Source organism: Burkholderia latens, assembly GCF_902499045.1.
Taxonomy (GTDB): domain Bacteria; phylum Pseudomonadota; class Gammaproteobacteria; order Burkholderiales; family Burkholderiaceae; genus Burkholderia; species Burkholderia latens.
The window spans coordinates 1-19,364 of the sequence record NZ_CABVPL010000078.1 but is presented as its reverse complement, the minus strand read 5'-3'; the positions used below and the strand labels follow the sequence as shown (position 1 = coordinate 19,364).

Sequence of the window (19,364 nt, the reverse complement as noted above, 5' to 3'; positions counted from 1 at the left end):
TCCATCTGCGCTGCGCCCGTGATCATGTTCTTCACATAGTCAGCGTGGCCCGGGCAGTCGACGTGTGCGTAGTGGCGATTTGCCGTTTCGTACTCGACGTGTGCCGTGTTGATCGTGATGCCGCGCGCCTTTTCTTCCGGTGCCGCGTCGATCTGGTCGTACGCCTTCGCTTCGCCGCCGAACTTCTTCGTCAGAACCGTCGTGATCGCTGCCGTCAGCGTCGTCTTGCCGTGGTCAACGTGACCGATCGTACCAACGTTGACGTGCGGCTTGGTCCGCTCAAACTTTTCTTTTGCCATGATTCTCTTCTTTCAAAAAATATCGATTGGTAGCTGAGATTTACTTCGACTTCGCGCTGATGATCGCTTCAGCAACGTTGCGCGGAGCTTCAGCGTAGTGCTTGAACTCCATCGTGTACGTTGCACGACCTTGCGTCAGCGAACGCAGCGACGTCGAGTAACCGAACATTTCCGACAGCGGCACTTCGGCGCGAACGATCTTGCCGCCGCCAACCATGTCTTCCATGCCCTGGACGATGCCGCGACGGCCCGACAGGTCGCCCATCACGTTGCCCATGTAGTCTTCCGGCGTCTCGACTTCGACAGCCATCATCGGCTCGAGGACGACCGGGTTCGCCTTGCGCATCGCTTCCTTGAACGCCATCGAACCGGCCATGCGGAACGCGTTTTCGTTCGAGTCAACGTCGTGGTACGAACCGAACGTCAGGTGAACCTTCACGTCGACGACCGGGAAGCCAGCCAGCACGCCCGACTTCAGCGTGTCCTGGATGCCCTTGTCGACCGCCGGGATGTATTCACGCGGGATCACACCACCCTTGATCTCGTCGAAGAACTCGTAGCCCTTGCCCTGCTCGTTCGGCTCGAGCGTGATGACCGCGTGACCGTACTGGCCGCGACCGCCCGACTGCTTGACGAACTTGCCGTCGACGTCCTTCGCCGTCGAGCGGATCGTTTCGCGGTATGCAACCTGCGGCTTGCCGACGGTCGCTTCCACGCCGAATTCACGCTTCATCCGGTCGACCAGAATTTCGAGGTGGAGCTCGCCCATGCCCGAAATGATCGTCTGGCCCGATTCTTCGTCGGTCTGCACGCGGAACGACGGGTCTTCCTGAGCCAGACGGTTCAGCGCGAGGCCCATCTTTTCCTGGTCAGCCTTGGTCTTCGGCTCGACAGCCTGCGAAATCACCGGCTCCGGGAACACCATGCGCTCGAGAACGATCGGGTTCGCCGGGTCGCACAGCGTGTCGCCCGTGGTTGCTTCCTTCAGGCCGACAGCTGCAGCGATGTCGCCCGCACGGACTTCCTTGATTTCTTCACGCTGGTTCGCGTGCATCTGCAGAATACGGCCGAGGCGTTCCTTCTTGCCCTTGGTCGAGTTCAGCAGCGTGTCGCCGGAGTTGACGACGCCCGAGTACACGCGGAAGAAGATCAGCTGGCCGACGAACGGGTCGGTCATGATCTTGAACGCGAGCGACGAGAACTTCTCGTCGTCCGACGCCTTGCGCTCCGCTTCTTCGCCGTTTTCGAGCTCGCCCTTGACCGGCGGGATGTCGACCGGCGACGGCAGGAAGTCGATCACGGCGTCGAGCATGCGCTGCACGCCCTTGTTCTTGAACGCGGTACCGCACAGCATCGGCTGGATTTCGCACGCGATCGTACGGTCGCGCAGTGCCTTGACGATGTCCGCTTCCGGCAGGTCGCCTTCTTCCAGGTACTTGTTCATCAGGTCTTCGCTGGCTTCAGCAGCCACTTCGACCATCTTTTCGCGCCATTCCTTGCAGGTGTCGGCGAGCTCGGCCGGGATGTCGACGTAGTCGAACTTCGTGCCTTGCGACGCTTCGTCCCAAATGATCGCCTTCATCTTGATCAGGTCGACCACGCCCTTGAAGTTTTCTTCCGAGCCGATCGGCACCACGACCGGAACCGGGTTCGCCTTCAGGCGCAGACGGAGCTGGTCGTAGACCTTGAAGAAGTTCGCGCCGGTACGGTCCATCTTGTTGACGAACGCGAGACGCGGCACCTTGTACTTGTTGGCTTGGCGCCACACCGTTTCCGACTGCGGCTGCACGCCGCCCACTGCGCAGTACACCATGCACGCGCCGTCGAGCACGCGCATCGAACGCTCCACTTCGATCGTGAAGTCGACGTGGCCCGGGGTGTCGATGATGTTGATGCGGTGTTCCGGATAGTTGCCGCCCATGCCCTTCCAGAAGGCGGTGGTAGCAGCGGACGTGATCGTGATGCCACGTTCCTGTTCCTGCTCCATCCAGTCCATCGTGGCTGCGCCGTCGTGGACTTCACCGATCTTGTGGTTCACACCGGTGTAAAACAGAATGCGCTCGGTCGTCGTCGTTTTGCCGGCGTCGATGTGAGCGCTAATACCGATATTGCGGTAGCGCTCGATAGGAGTCTTGCGAGCCACTTTGATCCTCTACTGGGATGACGTGACGCAGCCCTGCTGCATCACGCCTCAACACAAACGGGCGAGGCGCCTGAAAAGCGCACCCGCCCGGAATTTATTTCCGCAAACAGCCCAGCCAGGCGCTTAGAAACGGAAATGCGAGAACGCGCGGTTGGCTTCTGCCATGCGGTGAACTTCATCGCGCTTCTTCATCGCGCCGCCACGGCCTTCGGCCGCTTCGGTGAGTTCGCCTGCCAGACGCAGAGCCATCGACTTCTCGCTGCGCTTCTTCGCAGCCTCACGCAGCCAGCGCATCGCCAATGCCATACGACGCGACGGGCGCACTTCGACCGGAACTTGATAGTTGGCACCACCAACGCGGCGGCTCTTCACTTCGACCACCGGCTTCACGTTGTTGAGCGCAACGGTGAACACTTCCAGCGGGTCCTTGCCACCCTTGGTCTGGATCTGTTCGAATGCGCCATAAACGATGCGCTCTGCGACCGACTTCTTGCCGGACAGCATCAGCATGTTCATGAACTTGGCTACATCAACGTTGCCGAACTTCGGATCCGGCAACACTTCCCGCTTGGGGACTTCGCGACGACGCGGCATGATTCTTCCTTTACCTGTTCAGTTGGAGCTGTATCCAGCTCCGCGGCCACCAACAAACCCGATCACATCTTCACGACTAACCAGCTTGGCCGGGTGACCACTTACTCGACAGCACCGGCAATCCGGCACTCCCGCCTTGACCGCCCTGCGGCGATCCCTGATCAAAAACTGCTTACTTGGCAGCCTTTGCACGCTTCGCGCCGTACTTCGAGCGCGCTTGCTTACGGTCCTTGACGCCCTGGGTGTCCAGCGAGCCGCGAACCATGTGGTAACGCACACCCGGCAAGTCCTTCACACGGCCGCCGCGGATCAGCACAACCGAGTGTTCCTGCAGGTTGTGGCCTTCACCGCCGATGTACGAAATCACTTCGAAGCCGTTCGTCAGACGAACCTTGGCGACCTTACGGAGTGCCGAGTTCGGCTTCTTCGGCGTCGTCGTGTACACACGGGTGCACACGCCGCGACGCTGGGGGCAGTCCTGCAGGGCCGGGCTCTTGCTCTTCGTCGTTTCCGACTGACGGCCTTTGCGAACCAGTTGGTTGATGGTTGGCATTGTTTATTCCTGAAATTGAACAAAATCTGCACATCGATTTCGGGCAAAGCGAGAATCGACGCACAGTTGACTTCCGAACCGGCGATACGGGCACGAACCTGCGAACAAGCTTCGACGCGACTCGGCCCACCGAATACCGGAACCCAGCATGATATTCCGGAAATGCCAACTAAGTCAACGGCTTGCGTGATTTGCCGGCCGCGCGGCCGGTTTGGCAGAAGGGACCGAACGCCTGTGTCACGCCGATTCGACGACGTCGATGATCTCGTCGCCGAAGCGTTCCAGCTTGCGTACACCCATGCCGGGAATATGGCGCAGGTCGTCGATCGTCTCCGGCGCGTTGCGCGCGATTTCGGCGAGGGTCGCGTCGTGGAAGATCACGTAGGCCGGCACGCCGTCGGCCTTCGCGGTTTCCGCGCGCCACGCGCGCAGCGCGTCCCAGCGCGCGCGCTCGCGCGTGCCCATGCCGGCCGTCGGATCGACGCGCGTGCCGCTGCGGCTCGACGATTGGCGCGTGCGCTGCGGTTTCACGTAGCGGCGCAGCGTGACCTTCTCCTCGTTCTTCAGCACCGGCTTCGCGGCCTCGGTGAGCACCAGCGCACCGAAGCCGCCGTGATCGACGGCCAGGTAGCCGTATGCGACGAGTTGCCGGAAAATCGCGCGCCACTCGGGCTCGGACAGCGACGCGCCGATACCGAACGTGCTCAACTGGTCGTGGCCGCGCTGCAGCACCTTCTCGGTGCGGGAGCCGCGCAGGATCTCGATCAGATGGCTCGCGCCGAAGTTGAAGCCGCTCGCGCGCTGCGCGCGGAACACGCACGACAGCGCCATCTGCGCCTCGCGCGTCGCGTCCCATGAATCGGGCGGCTCGAGGCACGTGTCGCAGTTGCCGCACGGCTGGCTCGCCTCGCCGAAGTAATTCAGCAGCCGCACACGGCGGCACGAGATCGTCTCGCACAGGCCGAGCAGCGCGTCGAGCTTCGACGTCTGCACGCGCTTGTGCGCGTCGTCCGCATCCGATTCGTCAATCATCTTGCGCTGCTGGACGACGTCGCCCAGGCCATATGCCATCCACGCGTTCGCCGGCATCCCGTCGCGGCCCGCGCGACCGGTTTCCTGGTAATAGCCTTCGACGCTCTTCGGCAGATCGAGGTGGGCGACGAAGCGCACGTCGGGCTTGTCGATGCCCATGCCGAACGCGATCGTCGCGCACATCACGATGCCTTCCTCGCGCTGGAACATTTCCTGGTGCTTCTGCCGCACCTCGAACTCCATCCCTGCGTGATACGGCAGCGCGCGCACGCCCTGCGCCTTCAGCCATTCGGCCGTTTCCTCGACCTTGCGGCGCGACAGGCAATAGACGACACCCGCGTCGGTCGTGCCGTCCGCGTTCGTATGCTCGGCGCGGATGAAGTCGAGCAGTTGCGAGCGCGCGTTGTCCTTCTCGACGATCCGGTAGCGGATGTTCGGACGATCGAAGCTCGACACGAACACGCGCGCGTCGTCGAGCGCGAGGCGATGGATGATCTCGTCGCGGGTGATCGCATCGGCAGTGGCCGTCAGCGCGATGCGCGGCACCGACGGGAAACGCTCGTGCAGCACCGACAGCTGGATGTATTCGGGACGGAAGTCATGGCCCCACTGCGACACGCAGTGCGCTTCGTCGATCGCGAACAGGCCGATCTTCGCGCGCTCGAGCAGCTCGAGAAAGCGCCCGGTCATCAGGCGCTCCGGCGCGACGTACAACAGGTCGATCTCGCCTTCGCGCAACGCGCGCTCGGTGGCCGCGGCCTCGGCGCCCGACAGCGTCGAGTTCAGGTAGGCCGCGCGCACGCCGACTTCGCTGAGTGCCGCGACCTGGTCCTGCATCAGCGCGATCAGCGGCGACACGACGATGCCCGCGCCCTGCCCGGCCTCGCGACGCAGCAGCGCCGGAATCTGATAGCACAGCGACTTGCCGCCGCCTGTGGGCATCAACACGAGGCAATCGCCGCCACTCGCGACGTGCTCAACGATCTCCCCTTGCTGACCGCGAAAGGCGGGGTAGCCGAAGACTTCGTTGAGAATTTCGAGAGCGGTGGACATGAATGACTTGGAGAAAGGGCAAACAACGATGACCGCGATTCTAGCAATCAATCCGGCCAAACAGCCGCAGAACCTGCCGCGTTCGCCGTTCGGCAGAGTCGGCAGCGGCGGTGCTGCTGGAACTTCGACCGGCTGGCCAGCCGAATTGCAACAGTCGACGCGTCGCTTCCGGAACGATCCGCACGCGGCCGCGCCCCTCACCTCAAGGCCGAATCGACTCCGGGTCGGCAGTCAATTTCACCGAAATCAGCCGCGGATCGTCACCGACGTAGAATGCCGCCACGTTTGAAAAATCGTATATCCGGCCACTGAAGGCGACCGCCACATCGTCGCCCGCGACATTGACCTCAGCGCTCTCGTTGCTTGCGACTAGGAACGGAGCTTGACGATCCATCACTGCCGCCATTCCATCAGCGTCGACCCGCCGGTTCCAAAAATAATATTTGAAACGGAAGGGAACGGTTGCCCCACCCGGATCATCTCTGATCACATACATGTATAAATCGCTGCGCAACTGCTTCGCCCCGAAGAGCTCGCGCCTATCTTGCGGCGGTCGCAATAGCGCATAGCCGCCGACGAACACCGTCACTTCGACCAGCAACAAAATGGCCGCGCCGATACATGCCGCTTTAATAGCCGCGTGTCTTCGCATATTCATAACCGCTGCGGATCCATCTTTGGTCTCTGGGGTCATCGCCATAAGGCTGCACCGTCCTACACCCTCGCCAATCCAGCTGCGAGGTTCCAGCTAATGTCTGCGCGCACCCTGCCGCCCGCAAAAGAATATGCTCGGGAATTCCAGCCGCCCGACCAACCGCCCCATAGTGAAAATTCCCGAAACCCTCATACTGTCGCCCCTTTTGCTTGTAGTCCCAAGGGCCTTTATTTCTGACTTGTTTATAGAACCAAAAATAGGTCGCTGGCGTTGCCAGCGGCACCGCACCTCGTCGCACCCTGGAAGCACGCATGTTTTCGTCGAGCGATACGCCGGGAGGTGAAGTTGGAATAGAAGGCATGTAGTTATCCGAAATATGACTGATCAGACAAAAACCGACCGTATCATCAAACCCATCTCAAAACCACCGTTACGCTCCAATGCCGCGACGGCGGCACCGCCGCCTTAAACGCTCGACGCGTTTGCTCGACCAGCAAAAAAAAACCGCCCGGCAGGAACCGGGCGGTTTCGATGACAGCAAGTGCTGCAGCGTGAGGCGGCTCGCGCCGCCCCGCGCGCTTACTCGGCTGCCGGGTGTTGCGGCTCTTCCGCGGGCGCGCTCGGCGTGCCGAAGTCGAATGCCTCTTCCGCTGCGATCTGGTCGAAACGCTCGCGGTCGGACATTTCCTTCGCCTTGCGTGCCTTGTGGAACGCGAGACCCGTACCGGCCGGGATCAGACGGCCGACGATTACGTTTTCCTTCAGGCCGCGCAGATCGTCGCGCTTGCCCATGATCGCCGCTTCGGTCAGCACGCGGGTCGTTTCCTGGAACGATGCCGCGGAGATGAACGAGTCGGTCGACAGCGACGCCTTCGTGATACCGAGCAGCACGTTGTCGTACGAAGCCGGACGCTTGCCTTCGGCGATCATGCGATCGTTCTCGTCCAGCATGTCCGAACGCTCGACCTGTTCGCCCGGGATGAAGCGCGTATCACCGTTGTCGGTGATCTGCACACGACGCAGCATCTGGCGAACGATCACCTCGATGTGCTTGTCGTTGATCTTCACGCCCTGCAGACGATACACGTCCTGCACTTCGTCGACGATGTAGCGCGACAGCGCCTCGATACCCTGCAGACGCAGGATGTCGTGCGGATCGGCCGGGCCGTCCACGATCATTTCGCCCTTGTTGACGACCTGAGCATCGTGGACCAGCACCTGCTTTTCCTTCGCGATCAGGAACTCGTGCTGATTGCCTTCGAGGTCCGTGATGACGAGACGCTGCTTGCCCTTCGTGTCCTTGCCGAACGACGTCGTACCGGTGACTTCCGCGAGAATGCCGGCATCCTTCGGCGAACGCGCTTCGAACAGTTCCGCCACCCGCGGCAGACCGCCGGTAATGTCACGCGTCTTCTGCGCTTCGGTCGGGATACGTGCGAGCACTTCACCGACCTGCACCTGCTGGCCGTCCTTCACGGTGATCAGCGCGCCGACCTGGAAGCCGATCTGCACCGCGTGTTCCGTGCCCGGGATCTTCACTTCCTCGCCGTTCGCGTCGAGCAGCTTCACCTGCGGACGCACGCTCTTCGAAGCTTGCGAACCACGACGCTTCACGTCGATCACGACCAGCGTCGACAGGCCGGTCACGTCGTCGATCTGCTTCGCGACGGTCACGCCTTCCTCGACGTTCTCGAACTTCACCGTACCACCGTACTCGGTGATGATCGGACGCGTCATCGGATCCCACGTCGCCAGTTGCGTGCCGGCCTTGATCGCCGCGCCGTCGAGCTGCAGCAGCGTCGCGCCGTACGGGATCTTGTGACGTTCGCGCTCGCGGCCGATATCGTCGGTGATCAGCGCCTCGCCCGAACGCGAGATGACGATCTGCTCGCCCTTCGCGTTGGTGACGTAGCGCATCGTGGCCGTGAAGCGCACGATACCGTTGCTCTTCGCTTCGACCGACGATGCCACTGCCGCACGCGATGCCGCACCACCGATGTGGAACGTACGCATCGTCAGCTGCGTGCCCGGTTCGCCGATCGACTGTGCCGCGATCACGCCGACTGCTTCGCCGACGTTCACGAGCGAGCCGCGGCCGAGGTCACGGCCGTAGCAGGCCGCGCACAGACCGTAACGCGTTTCGCAGGTCAGCGGCGTGCGCACGCGCACTTCGTCGATGCCGAGGCGTTCGATTTCCTCGACCGCCGTTTCGTCGAGCAGCGTGCCCGATTCGTACAGCGTTTCCTGCGTTTCCGGGTTCACGACGTCCGCGACCGCGACGCGGCCGAGGATACGGTCGCGCAGCGCTTCGACGACTTCACCGCCTTCGACGAGCGCCTTCATCGCGACGCCGTTCGACGTGCCGCAATCGTCTTCCACCACGACCAGATCCTGCGTGACGTCGACGAGACGACGCGTCAGGTAGCCCGAGTTCGCGGTCTTCAGTGCCGTATCAGCCAGACCCTTACGTGCACCGTGGGTCGAGATGAAGTACTGCAGCACGTTCAGACCTTCGCGGAAGTTCGCGGTAATCGGCGTCTCGATAATCGAGCCGTCCGGCTTCGCCATCAGGCCGCGCATACCGGCCAGCTGACGAATCTGCACCGCCGAACCCCGGGCGCCCGAGTCGGCCATCATGTAGATGGAGTTGAACGACTCCTGGCGCGTCTCGTTGCCGTCGCGATCGATCACCGGCTCCGTCGACAGCTGCTCCATCATCGCCTTGCCGACCGCTTCCGACGTCGCCGACCAGATGTCGACCACGTTGTTGTAGCGTTCCTGCGCGGTGACGAGACCCGACATGTACTGGCGGTCGTACTCCTTCACCTTCTTCGCGGCGTCGCCGACGATCGTTTCCTTCTGCGGCGGCACGAGCATGTCGTCCACGCAGATCGAGATGCCGGCACGCGTCGCGAGACGGAAACCCGCCTGCATCAGCTGGTCGGCGAACACGACAGTCGCACGCAGACCGCACTTGCGGAACGCAGTGTTGATCAGGCGCGAGATTTCCTTCTTCTTCAGCGGCTTGTTCAGCACCGAGAACGGCAGGCCGTGCGGCAGGATCTCCGACAGGATCGCGCGGCCGACGGTCGTCGCGTACAGCGTGATCTTCGGCACGAATTCCGGCGCGCCTTCCGACGTGTCCTCGTTGCGGACCATTTCGGTGATCCGCACGTTGACGCGCGAGGCCAGCTCGACTTCCTTGTTCTCGTACGCGCGGATCACTTCCGACACGCCGGTGAACGACAGCCCTTCGCCCTTGCCGTTGATCGCTTCGCGGGTCGCATAGTACAGACCCAGCACGATATCCTGCGACGGCACGATCGACGGATCGCCGTTGGCAGGGAACAGCACGTTGTTCGACGCCAGCATCAGCGTGCGCGCTTCCATCTGCGCTTCGAGCGACAGCGGCACGTGAACGGCCATCTGGTCACCGTCGAAGTCGGCGTTGAACGCCGCGCAGACGAGCGGGTGCAGCTGGATCGCCTTGCCTTCGATCAGCACCGGTTCGAACGCCTGGATACCGAGACGGTGCAGCGTCGGCGCACGGTTCAGCATCACCGGGTGCTCGCGGATCACCTCTTCGAGGATGTCCCACACGACCGGCGTCTGGTTCTCGACTTCCTTCTTCGCAGCCTTGATGGTCGTCGCCACGCCCATCACTTCCAGCTTGTTGAAGATGAACGGCTTGAACAGTTCGAGCGCCATCAGCTTCGGCAGACCGCACTGGTGCAGCTTCAGCGTCGGGCCGACCACGATGACCGAACGGCCCGAGTAGTCGACGCGCTTGCCCAGCAGGTTCTGACGGAAACGACCGCCCTTGCCCTTGATCATGTCGGCGAGCGACTTCAGCGGACGCTTGTTCGCGCCCGTCATCGCCTTGCCGCGACGACCGTTGTCGAGCAGCGAGTCGACGGCTTCCTGCAGCATCCGCTTTTCGTTGCGGACGATGATTTCAGGCGCCTTCAGCTCGAGCAGACGCTTCAACCGGTTGTTACGGTTGATCACGCGGCGATACAGGTCGTTCAGGTCCGACGTCGCGAAACGGCCGCCGTCCAGCGGCACGAGCGGACGCAGTTCCGGCGGCAGCACCGGCAGCACTTCGAGGATCATCCACTCGGGCTTGATGCCCGAGCGCTGGAATGCCTCGAGGACCTTCAGGCGCTTCGCGTACTTCTTGATCTTCGCTTCCGAGCCGGTGTTCTTCAGCTCGGTGCGCAGCGTCTCGACCTGCTCGTCGATGTTGATCGCGCGCAGCAGTTCACGCACGCCTTCCGCGCCCATCTCGGCACGGAATTCGTCGCCGTATTCCTCGACCTTGTTGTAGTAATCCTCTTCGGTCATGATCTGCCGCGCCTTCAGCGGCGTCATGCCCGGTTCGATCACCACGTACGCTTCGAAGTACAGCACGCGTTCGATGTCGCGCAGCGTCATGTCGAGCACCATGCCCAGACGCGACGGCAGCGACTTCAGGAACCAGATGTGCGCGACCGGCGAGGCCAGCTCGATGTGGCCCATCCGTTCGCGACGCACCTTCGCCAGCGTCACTTCGACACCGCACTTCTCGCAGATCACGCCGCGATGCTTCAGGCGCTTGTACTTGCCGCACAGGCACTCGTAGTCCTTGATCGGCCCGAAGATCTTCGCGCAGAACAGACCATCGCGTTCCGGCTTGAACGTACGGTAGTTGATGGTCTCCGGCTTCTTCACTTCGCCGAACGACCACGAACGGATCTTGTCCGGCGAGGCCAGACCGATCTTGATCGCGTCGAAAACTTCTTCCTGTTGGACTTGCTTGAATAGATCGAGCAGAGCTTTCATTGCCTTCTCTCCGTAGTCCGATTAATTGCGGTCGAGATCGATGTCGATACCGAGCGAGCGGATTTCCTTCACCAGCACGTTGAAGGATTCCGGCATGCCTGCATCGATCACGTGATCGCCCTTGACGAGGTTCTCGTACACCTTCGTCCGGCCGGTCACGTCGTCCGACTTCACCGTCAGCATTTCCTGCAGCACGTAGGACGCGCCGTACGCTTCGAGTGCCCACACTTCCATTTCACCGAAACGCTGGCCGCCGAACTGCGCCTTACCACCCAGCGGCTGCTGCGTGACGAGCGAGTACGGGCCCGTCGAGCGCGCGTGCATCTTGTCGTCGACGAGGTGATGCAGCTTCAGGTAGTGCATGTAGCCGAGCGTCACGCGACGTTCGAACGGCTCGCCCGTGCGACCGTCGTACAGGCGGACCTGGTTCTTCGACGGGTTCATGTCGAGCTGCTGCGCGATGTCGTCCGGGAACGCGAGGTCGAGCATCTTGCCCATTTCTTCCTCGGTTGCACCGTCGAACACCGGCGTCGCGAACGGCACGCCTTCGCGCAGGTTCTTCGCGAGTTCGAGGATCTCTTCGTCGGTGAAGCTTTCCAGATCTTCCTGGCGGCCCGACTCGTTGTAGATCTTCGTCAGGAACACGCGCAGTTCCTCGATCTTCGCCTGACGCTGCAGCATTTCGCCGATACGCCAGCCGAGGCCCTTCGCGGCCCAGCCGAGGTGCACTTCCAGAACCTGACCCACGTTCATCCGCGACGGCACGCCGAGCGGGTTCAGCACGACGTCTGCCGGACGGCCGTCGGCCATGTACGGCATGTCTTCGATCGGGACGATCTTCGACACGACACCCTTGTTACCGTGACGGCCTGCCATCTTGTCGCCAGGCTGCAGGCGGCGCTTCACCGCGAGGTACACCTTGACCATCTTCAGCACGCCCGGCGGCAGTTCGTCGCCTTGCGTGAGCTTCTTGCGCTTCTCTTCGAACGCGAGGTCGAACTGGTGACGCTTCTCTTCAATCGAGTTCTTGATCGCTTCGAGCTGCGCCGCTGCTTCGTCGTCCGCGAGGCGGATGTCGAACCAGTGGTAGTGGTCGAGGTCTTCCAGGTAAGCCTGGTCGATCTTCGTGCCCTTCGCGAGCTTCTTCGGACCGCCGTTCGCGACCTTGCCCACGAGCATGCGCGCGAGACGCTGGAACGCGTCGCCTTCCACGATGCGCAGCTGGTCGTTCAGGTCGAGACGGTAGCGCTTCAGTTCGTCGTCGATGATCTGTTGCGCACGCTTGTCGCGCTGGATGCCTTCGCGCGTGAACACCTGGACGTCGATCACGGTGCCGCTCATGCCCGACGGCACGCGCAGCGACGTGTCCTTCACGTCCGAAGCCTTCTCGCCGAAGATCGCGCGCAGCAGCTTCTCTTCCGGCGTCAGCTGGGTCTCGCCCTTCGGCGTGACCTTGCCGACCAGCACGTCGCCCGCTTCGACTTCCGCACCGATGTACACGATGCCCGATTCGTCGAGACGGCCGAGCTGGACTTCCGCCAGGTTCGAGATGTCGCGCGTGATTTCTTCCGGCCCGAGCTTCGTGTCGCGTGCAACGACGTTCAGCTCTTCGATGTGGATCGACGTGTAGCGATCGTCCGCGACCACCTTCTCCGAGATCAGGATCGAATCCTCGAAGTTGTAGCCGTTCCACGGCATGAACGCGATCAGCATGTTCTGGCCGAGCGCGAGCTCGCCCAGGTCCGTCGAGGCGCCGTCGGCCAGCACGTCGCCGCGCGAGACCTTGTCGCCCATCTTCACGATCGGACGCTGGTTGATGTTCGTGTTCTGGTTCGAACGCGTGTACTTGATCAGGTTGTAGATGTCGACACCGACTTCACCCGCGACCGCTTCGTCGTCGTTCACGCGAATCACGATACGGCCTGCGTCGACGTAGTCGACGACACCGCCGCGGAACGCCTGAACCGTCGTACCCGAGTCGACCGCGCAGGTGCGCTCGATGCCCGTACCGACGACCGGCTTCTCCGGACGCAGACACGGCACGGCCTGACGCTGCATGTTCGAGCCCATCAGTGCACGGTTCGCGTCGTCGTGCTCGAGGAACGGAATCAGCGAAGCTGCCACCGACACGATCTGCGACGGCGCGACGTCCATGTACTGGATCCGGTCCGGCGTGACCATCATCGTTTCGCCGGCTTCACGCGACGACACGAGTTCGTCGATCAGTCGGCCGTCTTCGTCGATCGCGGCGTTCGCCTGAGCGATCATGTAGCGGCCTTCCTCGATCGCCGACAGGTAGTCGATCTGGTCGGTCACCTTGCCGTCCACGACCTTGCGGTACGGCGTCTCGAGGAAGCCGTACTCGTTCAGGTGCGCGTACAGCGCGAGCGAGTTGATCAGACCGATGTTCGGACCTTCCGGCGTTTCGATCGGGCACACGCGGCCGTAGTGGGTCGGGTGCACGTCGCGGACTTCGAAGCCTGCACGCTCGCGCGTGAGACCGCCCGGGCCCAGTGCGGAGACACGGCGCTTGTGCGTGATTTCCGACAGCGGGTTGGTCTGGTCCATGAACTGCGACAGCTGCGACGAACCGAAGAACTCGCGGATCGCCGACGAAATCGGCTTCGAGTTGATCAGGTCGTGCGGCATCAGGTTTTCGCTTTCGGCCTGGCCGAGGCGTTCCTTGACCGCGCGCTCGACACGCACGAGACCCGCGCGGAACTGGTTTTCCGCCAGTTCGCCGACGCAACGCACGCGACGGTTGCCGAGGTGGTCGATGTCGTCCACTTCGCCCTTGCCGTTGCGCAGCTCGACGAGGATCTTGATCGTCGCGAGGATGTCGTCGTCCTGCAGCGTCATCGGGCCGACGATCTCGTCACGGCCGACGCGGCGGTTGAACTTCATGCGGCCGACCTTCGACAGGTCGTACGCTTCTTCGCTGTAGAACAGACGGTTGAACAGCGCCTCGACCGCTTCTTCGGTCGGCGGTTCGCCCGGACGCATCATCCGGTAGATCGCGATGCGCGCGGCCGTCTTGTCGGTCGTTTCGTCGACACGCAGCGTCGACGAAATGTACGGGCCCTGGTCCAGATCGTTCGTGTAGAGCGTCTGGATGTCCTTGATGCCCGCTTCGCGCAGCTTCTCGAGCACGCTTTCGGTGATTTCGTCGTTCGCGCTCGCGATCACTTCGCCGGTGTCGCCGTCGACGACGTTCTTCGCCAGCACGCGGCCGAGCAGATAGTCTTCCGGCACCGAGATGAACTTGGTCTTCGCGGCTTCGAGGTCGCGAATGTGCTTCGCGTTGATCCGCTTGTCCTTCTGGACGATGACCTTGCCGTCGCGATCCGTGATGTCGAAACGCGCGACTTCACCACGCAGGCGCTCGGGCACGAACTCGAGCTGCGCGCCTTCGTCCATCAGCGTGAAGTTGTCGAACACGAAGAAGTTCGCGAGGATCTGTTCCGGCGTGAGACCGATGGCCTTCAGCAGGATCGTGACCGGCATCTTGCGGCGACGGTCGACGCGGAAGTACAGGATGTCCTTCGGATCGAATTCGAAGTCGAGCCACGAGCCGCGGTACGGAATGATCCGTGCCGAGAACAGCAGCTTGCCCGAGCTGTGCGTCTTGCCCTTGTCGTGTTCGAAGAACACGCCCGGCGAACGGTGCAGCTGCGAGACGATGACACGCTCGGTGCCGTTGATGACGAACGAGCCCGTCGGCGTCATGAGCGGAATTTCGCCCATGTACACTTCCTGCTCCTTCACTTCCTTGACGACCGGCTTGTTCGGCGATTCCTTGTCGAGGATGACGAGGCGGACCTTCGCGCGCAGCGCGGAGCAGTACGTCAGGCCCCGCTGCTGGCATTCCTTGATGTTGAATGCCGGCGAGGACAGCGCATAGCTCACGAACTCGAGGCGCGCAAAGCCGTTGTGCGAAACAATGGGAAATACCGATGTGAAGGCGGCCTGCAAACCTTCAGGCTTGCGTTGCGTGACCGGCACATCGGCTTGCAGAAACGTGCTGAATGATTCAAGCTGGGTGGCCAGCAAGAACGGAACTTGGTGAACGATGGGGCGCTTCGCGAAACTCTTGCGAATGCGCTTCTTCTCGGTGAAGGAATATTGCATACGATCTCCGAATCACGGCGGGTGCTATCGAGGTGGGATACCTGGACGTTTCAAACCCGAGTGTTCACCGACTGAGACCCGATGGCCGCCCGATGGCTTGAACGAGCCGAGAAGCTTGGTGGTTGGCCGCTACCAACCGCTGGCTGACGGCAGCGGATGCCTGTGTTGCCCGCTACCCGACCAAACTTGCCTTCTGCAGTCGCTTCAGAAGACAAAGAGAAACGCCAATCGTGACCATTGACAACGATTTGGCGGTTTTCTTTGGCTTCTGGGGCCGATTATTCGGGCTCCCAAAAGAGTGCCAGAATAACGTCCCCACAAAGCACAAAAAGGCCGGCGGTGAAAATACCGCCAGCCTTCGCACAGCGCGTCGAAACTTACTTGACTTCGACCTTCGCGCCAGCTTCTTCCAGCTTCTTCTTGGCTTCGTCAGCAGCAGCCTTGTCGACGCCTTCCTTGACAGCCTTCGGTGCGCCGTCAACGACGTCCTTCGCTTCCTTCAGGCCCAGGCCCGTCAGTTCGCGAACTGCCTTGATGACTGCAACCTTGTTGCTGCCTGCTTCAGCCAGGACGACCGTGAATTCGGTCTTCTCTTCTGCAGCAGCAGCAGCGCCGCCGCCTGCCGGGCCAGCGACTGCCACTGCAGCTGCCGACACGCCAAACTTCTCTTCGAACGCCTTGACCAGTTCGTTCAGTTCCAGAACGGTCATCCCTTCGACTGCTGCCAGGATGTCTTCTTTTGCGATTGCCATTTGAAATACTCCTAAATTGAATTCGGATACAGCCAGCGATCAGTGACGCTGATGCACGCTCGATTACGCAGCTTCCGCTTGCTTCTTCTCGGCCAGCGCGGCGAGAGCGCGCGCGAAGCCCGAAACAGGCGCTTGCATAACGAACAGCAGCTTCGAGAGCAGTTCTTCACGGCTCGGGATGCTTGCCAGCGCTTGCACGCCAGCCTTGTCCATCACCTTGCCATCGAACGAACCAGCCTTGATGACCAACTTGTCATTGCTCTTGCTGAAGTCGTTGACGACCTTGGCAGCAGCAATTGCATCTTCCGAGATGCCGTAGATCAGGGGACCAGTCATCTGCTCTGCCAGCGGAGCAAAAGGCGTACCTTCGACAGCGCGACGCGCCAGCGTGTTCTTCAACACGCGCAGGTAAACCTGTTGCTCACGCGCTTTCGCGCGCAGCTTGGTCAGATCGCCAACCGCAATTCCACGATACTCAGCCAGCACAACGGTCTGGGCCTTCGCGACTTGCGCGGAAACCTCAGCGACGACGGCTTGCTTGTCTTCTCTATTAAGCGGCACGGTTAGCCTCCAGAAACGATACGCTCGGCGCGGCCGGCATGGCCGAAACCTCACGCACCTCGTTCAACAACGGCGTCCGACCTCGTTAGGAGTATTTGCACCTCACGCCGTGAATCGCTTCACGGCCTGCGGCTTCACCACTGCAAAACTTTTTCGGGTTCGCCATCTGCGTTGGCTTGAATTAAGGGATCGCCTGCCTGCTGCGCCCCACCAACGGTCTTTGATAACCGGTTGTTCGCCCTGCTGCACGAACAACCGCCCAAAGCCCATGTAGGCCGCTTCGCGAACGAAGCGGCCCGAATACTTCCTTACTGTGCTGCCAGCGTAGCCTGGTCGACACGCACGCCGACGCCCATCGTGCTCGACAGTGCGATCTTGCGCAGGTAGACGCCCTTGCTCGTTGCCGGCTTGGCCTTCTGCAGCGCTTCGATCAGTGCGGACAGGTTCGAGCGCAGTGCTGCTGCTTCGAACGATGCACGGCCGATGGTCGCGTGGATGATACCGGCCTTGTCGACGCGGAATTGCACCTGACCAGCCTTCGCGTTCTTGACTGCGGTCGCGACGTCCGGCGTGACCGTGCCGACCTTCGGGTTCGGCATCAGGCCGCGCGGGCCGAGGATCTGACCGAGCGTACCGACGATACGCATCGTGTCCGGCGAAGCGATCACGATGTCGAAGTCCATCTGGCCAGCCTTGATCTGCTCAGCCAGGTCTTCCATACCGACGATTTCCGCGCCTGCCGCACGAGCCTGCTCGGCCTTGTCGCCTTGTGCGAACACCGCAACGCGAACCGACTTGCCCGTACCTGCCGGCAGGACCACCGAACCACGAACGACCTGGTCCGACTTCTTCGCATCGATACCGAGCTGAACCGCGACGTCGATCGATTCGTTGAACTTGGCGCTCGCGCATTCCTTCACGAGTGCCAGTGCGTCTTCGATCGCGTACAGCTTCTGACGGTCGACCTTGGCGGCAAATGCCTGACGGCGCTTGGAGATCTTAGCCATTTACACGCCCTCCACAGTGATGCCCATCGAGCGTGCGCTACCAGCGATGGTGCGAACGGCTGCGTCCAGATCAGCTGCCGTAAGGTCCGGCATCTTGGTCTTCGCGATTTCTTCGGCTTGAGCGCGCGTGATCGAACCGACCTTGTCGGTGTGCGGCTTGCTCGAGCCCTTGTCCACCTTCGCCGCCTTCTTGATCAGGACGGTCGCCGGCGGCGTCTTCATCACGAACGTGAAGCTCTTGTCAGCGTATGCCGTGATGACCACCGGCACCGGCAGACCCGGCTCCATGCCTTGAGTCTGCGCGTTGAACGCCTTGCAGAACTCCATGATGTTCAGGCCGCGCTGGCCCAGTGCCGGACCGACCGGCGGCGACGGGTTGGCTTTACCTGCAGGAATCTGCAGCTTGATAAAGCCGACAATCTTCTTTGCCATTTGTAAACCTCGTTGGAACGCCAGACGGCGTTCGATGAGTGATAACGCGCGTTCGCCGCTGGCTACTGACGCTCCTCAACGGCCATGACGCGGACCGTAAGCGCGAAGGTGGGCAGCCGAGGCTGCCCACCGAATCGGAATCAGACTTTTTCGACCTGACCGAACTCGAGTTCGACCGGAGTGGATCGGCCAAAGATCGTGACCGACACACGCACGCGCGATTTTTCGTAGTTGACTTCTTCGACCGTGCCGTTGAAGTCCGTGAACGGACCTTCCTTGACACGCACCATCTCGCCTACTTCGAACAGTGTCTTCGGGCGCGGCTTCTCCACACCTTCCTGCATCTGCGACATGATCTTCTCGACTTCCTTCGGGGAAATCGGTGTCGGGCGGTTACGCGCACCGCCGACGAAACCGGTGACCTTCGCGGTATTCTTCACGAGGTGCCACGTTTCGTCCGTCATTTCCATTTCCACCAGCACGTAGCCGGGGAAGAAACGACGCTCGGTTACAGCCTTGTGGCCGCCTTTGACTTCGACCACTTCTTCGGTCGGAACCAGGATCTGACCGAATTTATCCTGCATGCCAGCACGTTCGATGCGCTCCTGAAGCGCACGTTGCACGCTCTTCTCCATACCGGAGTAGGCGTGCACGACGTACCAACGCTTTCCGCTCGGGGATGCCGGAGTATCGCTCATATCATTTCCAACCCAGAATCGCCGAGAAAATCACCCATTCGATCGATTTGTCACTCAACCAGAGGAAAATCGCCATCACGAGCACGAAACCGAACACGACGAGTGTGGTTTGCGTTGCTTCCTTGCGGGTGGGCCAAACGACCTTGCGGACTTCCTTGTACGAATCCTTGGCAAACGCGATGAGGCTCTTGCCAGGTGCGGACATCAGACCGACGGCCACGCCGGCGATGATACCTACCGCCAACGCGGCACCGCGGACATACCACTGCTGGTTGGCCAGCCAGAAGAAGCCCACGAATCCGGCCAAGACCAGCAATACGCCCAGGGCCAGCATCAGCTTATCGCCGGAGGTATTTACAGTTTCGACGGATGGATTCGCCATAACACCTTAAAACAAATGCCACGTGGGACACGTGGCGATTTTTGGCAGGGGCAGAGGGAATCGAACCCCCAACCTTCGGTTTTGGAGACCGACGCTCTGCCAGTTGAGCTATACCCCTAAACCATGTTGGGGCCGGCTGCTGCCAGCCCCAAAACTGTCGATCAACGAATAACTGGCTTACTCGATGATCTTGGCGACGACGCCTGCGCCGACGGTACGGCCGCCTTCGCGGATTGCGAAGCGCAGACCTTCTT

The 19,364-nt window shown here is 61.5% G+C and carries 16 protein-coding genes and 1 tRNA gene; all 17 read right to left on the bottom strand.

Features of this window, described 5'->3' with window-relative positions; genetic code table 11:
* Positions 1–299 (bottom strand): GTP-binding protein (locus tag BSE24067_RS31145; protein ID WP_244110857.1); only part of this gene is annotated, 299 nt, incomplete at its 3' end.
* 40 nt (positions 300–339) lie between these two features.
* A complete protein-coding gene (gene fusA / locus BSE24067_RS31140) occupies positions 340–2,442 on the bottom strand; it encodes an elongation factor G (RefSeq protein ID WP_151065327.1) in 2,103 nt (700 codons plus the stop codon).
* 123 nt (positions 2,443–2,565) lie between these two features.
* Positions 2,566–3,036 (bottom strand): 30S ribosomal protein S7, encoded by a 471-nt coding sequence (gene rpsG, locus BSE24067_RS31135; protein ID WP_034209730.1) that lies wholly within the window; start codon positions 3,034–3,036, stop codon positions 2,566–2,568.
* 172 nt (positions 3,037–3,208) lie between these two features.
* Positions 3,209–3,589, bottom strand: a complete 381-nt coding sequence (rpsL, locus tag BSE24067_RS31130) for a 30S ribosomal protein S12 (protein ID WP_006400662.1) — start codon at positions 3,587–3,589, stop codon at positions 3,209–3,211.
* Positions 3,590–3,826: 237 nt separating this feature from the next.
* Complete coding sequence (recQ, locus tag BSE24067_RS31125; RefSeq protein WP_151065328.1) at positions 3,827–5,674, bottom strand: DNA helicase RecQ; 1,848 nt, start codon at positions 5,672–5,674, stop codon at positions 3,827–3,829.
* A gap of 202 nt (positions 5,675–5,876) precedes the next feature.
* Positions 5,877–6,368, bottom strand: coding sequence for a hypothetical protein (locus BSE24067_RS31120; protein WP_170297488.1), 492 nt, complete (start codon positions 6,366–6,368; stop codon positions 5,877–5,879).
* Positions 6,304–6,642: a polymorphic toxin type 44 domain-containing protein gene (locus BSE24067_RS31115; protein WP_208455069.1), complete on the bottom strand. Its 339-nt coding sequence runs from the start codon at positions 6,640–6,642 to the stop codon at positions 6,304–6,306. Before BSE24067_RS31115 ends, BSE24067_RS31120 begins: the two co-directional genes overlap by 65 nt.
* 266 nt (positions 6,643–6,908) lie before the next feature.
* Complete coding sequence (rpoC, locus tag BSE24067_RS31110; protein WP_151065331.1) at positions 6,909–11,150, bottom strand: DNA-directed RNA polymerase subunit beta'; 4,242 nt, start codon at positions 11,148–11,150, stop codon at positions 6,909–6,911.
* Positions 11,151–11,171: 21 nt separating this feature from the next.
* Positions 11,172–15,278: a DNA-directed RNA polymerase subunit beta gene (rpoB, locus tag BSE24067_RS31105; RefSeq protein WP_151065332.1), complete on the bottom strand. Its 4,107-nt coding sequence runs from the start codon at positions 15,276–15,278 to the stop codon at positions 11,172–11,174.
* Between the two features lie 377 nt (positions 15,279–15,655).
* Complete coding sequence (gene rplL / locus BSE24067_RS31100) at positions 15,656–16,030, bottom strand: 50S ribosomal protein L7/L12 (protein WP_040143030.1); 375 nt, start codon at positions 16,028–16,030, stop codon at positions 15,656–15,658.
* A gap of 63 nt (positions 16,031–16,093) precedes the next feature.
* Positions 16,094–16,591 (bottom strand): 50S ribosomal protein L10, encoded by a 498-nt coding sequence (gene rplJ / locus BSE24067_RS31095; RefSeq protein ID WP_040143029.1) that lies wholly within the window; start codon positions 16,589–16,591, stop codon positions 16,094–16,096.
* Between the two features lie 308 nt (positions 16,592–16,899).
* Entirely contained in the window at positions 16,900–17,598 is a 699-nt protein-coding gene (gene rplA / locus BSE24067_RS31090) for a 50S ribosomal protein L1 (RefSeq protein WP_151065333.1), read from the bottom strand.
* The gene (gene rplK / locus BSE24067_RS31085) at positions 17,599–18,030 is read right to left on the bottom strand and encodes a 50S ribosomal protein L11 (RefSeq protein WP_006400671.1); all 432 of its coding nucleotides are present in this window, start codon (positions 18,028–18,030) and stop codon (positions 17,599–17,601) included. It lies immediately after the preceding gene.
* Between the two features lie 140 nt (positions 18,031–18,170).
* Complete coding sequence (nusG, locus tag BSE24067_RS31080; protein WP_006400672.1) at positions 18,171–18,728, bottom strand: transcription termination/antitermination protein NusG; 558 nt, start codon at positions 18,726–18,728, stop codon at positions 18,171–18,173.
* Position 18,729: 1 nt separating this feature from the next.
* Positions 18,730–19,110 carry a preprotein translocase subunit SecE gene (gene secE, locus BSE24067_RS31075; RefSeq protein ID WP_006482892.1) on the bottom strand — a complete coding sequence of 127 codons (381 nt, stop codon included), beginning with the start codon at positions 19,108–19,110 and terminating at the stop codon, positions 18,730–18,732.
* A gap of 42 nt (positions 19,111–19,152) precedes the next feature.
* Positions 19,153–19,228: transfer RNA gene (locus BSE24067_RS31070), tRNA-Trp, on the bottom strand.
* 59 nt (positions 19,229–19,287) lie between these two features.
* On the bottom strand, positions 19,288–19,364 hold a 77-nt coding region (locus tag BSE24067_RS31065; RefSeq protein WP_201785588.1), incomplete at its 5' end, for an EF-Tu C-terminal domain-related protein.

Coding starts and splice junctions, on each gene's coding strand:
- rpsG (WP_034209730.1), bottom strand. CDS start 3,036: ATGCCGCGTCGTCGCGAAGTCCCCAAGCGGGAAGTGTTGCCGGATCCG.
- rpsL (WP_006400662.1), bottom strand. CDS start 3,589: ATGCCAACCATCAACCAACTGGTTCGCAAAGGCCGTCAGTCGGAAACG.
- recQ (WP_151065328.1), bottom strand. CDS start 5,674: ATGTCCACCGCTCTCGAAATTCTCAACGAAGTCTTCGGCTACCCCGCC.
- BSE24067_RS31120 (WP_170297488.1), bottom strand. CDS start 6,368: ATGACCCCAGAGACCAAAGATGGATCCGCAGCGGTTATGAATATGCGA.
- BSE24067_RS31115 (WP_208455069.1), bottom strand. CDS start 6,642: ATGCGTGCTTCCAGGGTGCGACGAGGTGCGGTGCCGCTGGCAACGCCA.
- rpoC (WP_151065331.1), bottom strand. CDS start 11,150: ATGAAAGCTCTGCTCGATCTATTCAAGCAAGTCCAACAGGAAGAAGTT.
- rpoB (WP_151065332.1), bottom strand. CDS start 15,278: ATGCAATATTCCTTCACCGAGAAGAAGCGCATTCGCAAGAGTTTCGCG.
- rplL (WP_040143030.1), bottom strand. CDS start 16,030: ATGGCAATCGCAAAAGAAGACATCCTGGCAGCAGTCGAAGGGATGACC.
- rplA (WP_151065333.1), bottom strand. CDS start 17,598: ATGGCTAAGATCTCCAAGCGCCGTCAGGCATTTGCCGCCAAGGTCGAC.
- rplK (WP_006400671.1), bottom strand. CDS start 18,030: ATGGCAAAGAAGATTGTCGGCTTTATCAAGCTGCAGATTCCTGCAGGT.
- nusG (WP_006400672.1), bottom strand. CDS start 18,728: ATGAGCGATACTCCGGCATCCCCGAGCGGAAAGCGTTGGTACGTCGTG.
- secE (WP_006482892.1), bottom strand. CDS start 19,110: ATGGCGAATCCATCCGTCGAAACTGTAAATACCTCCGGCGATAAGCTG.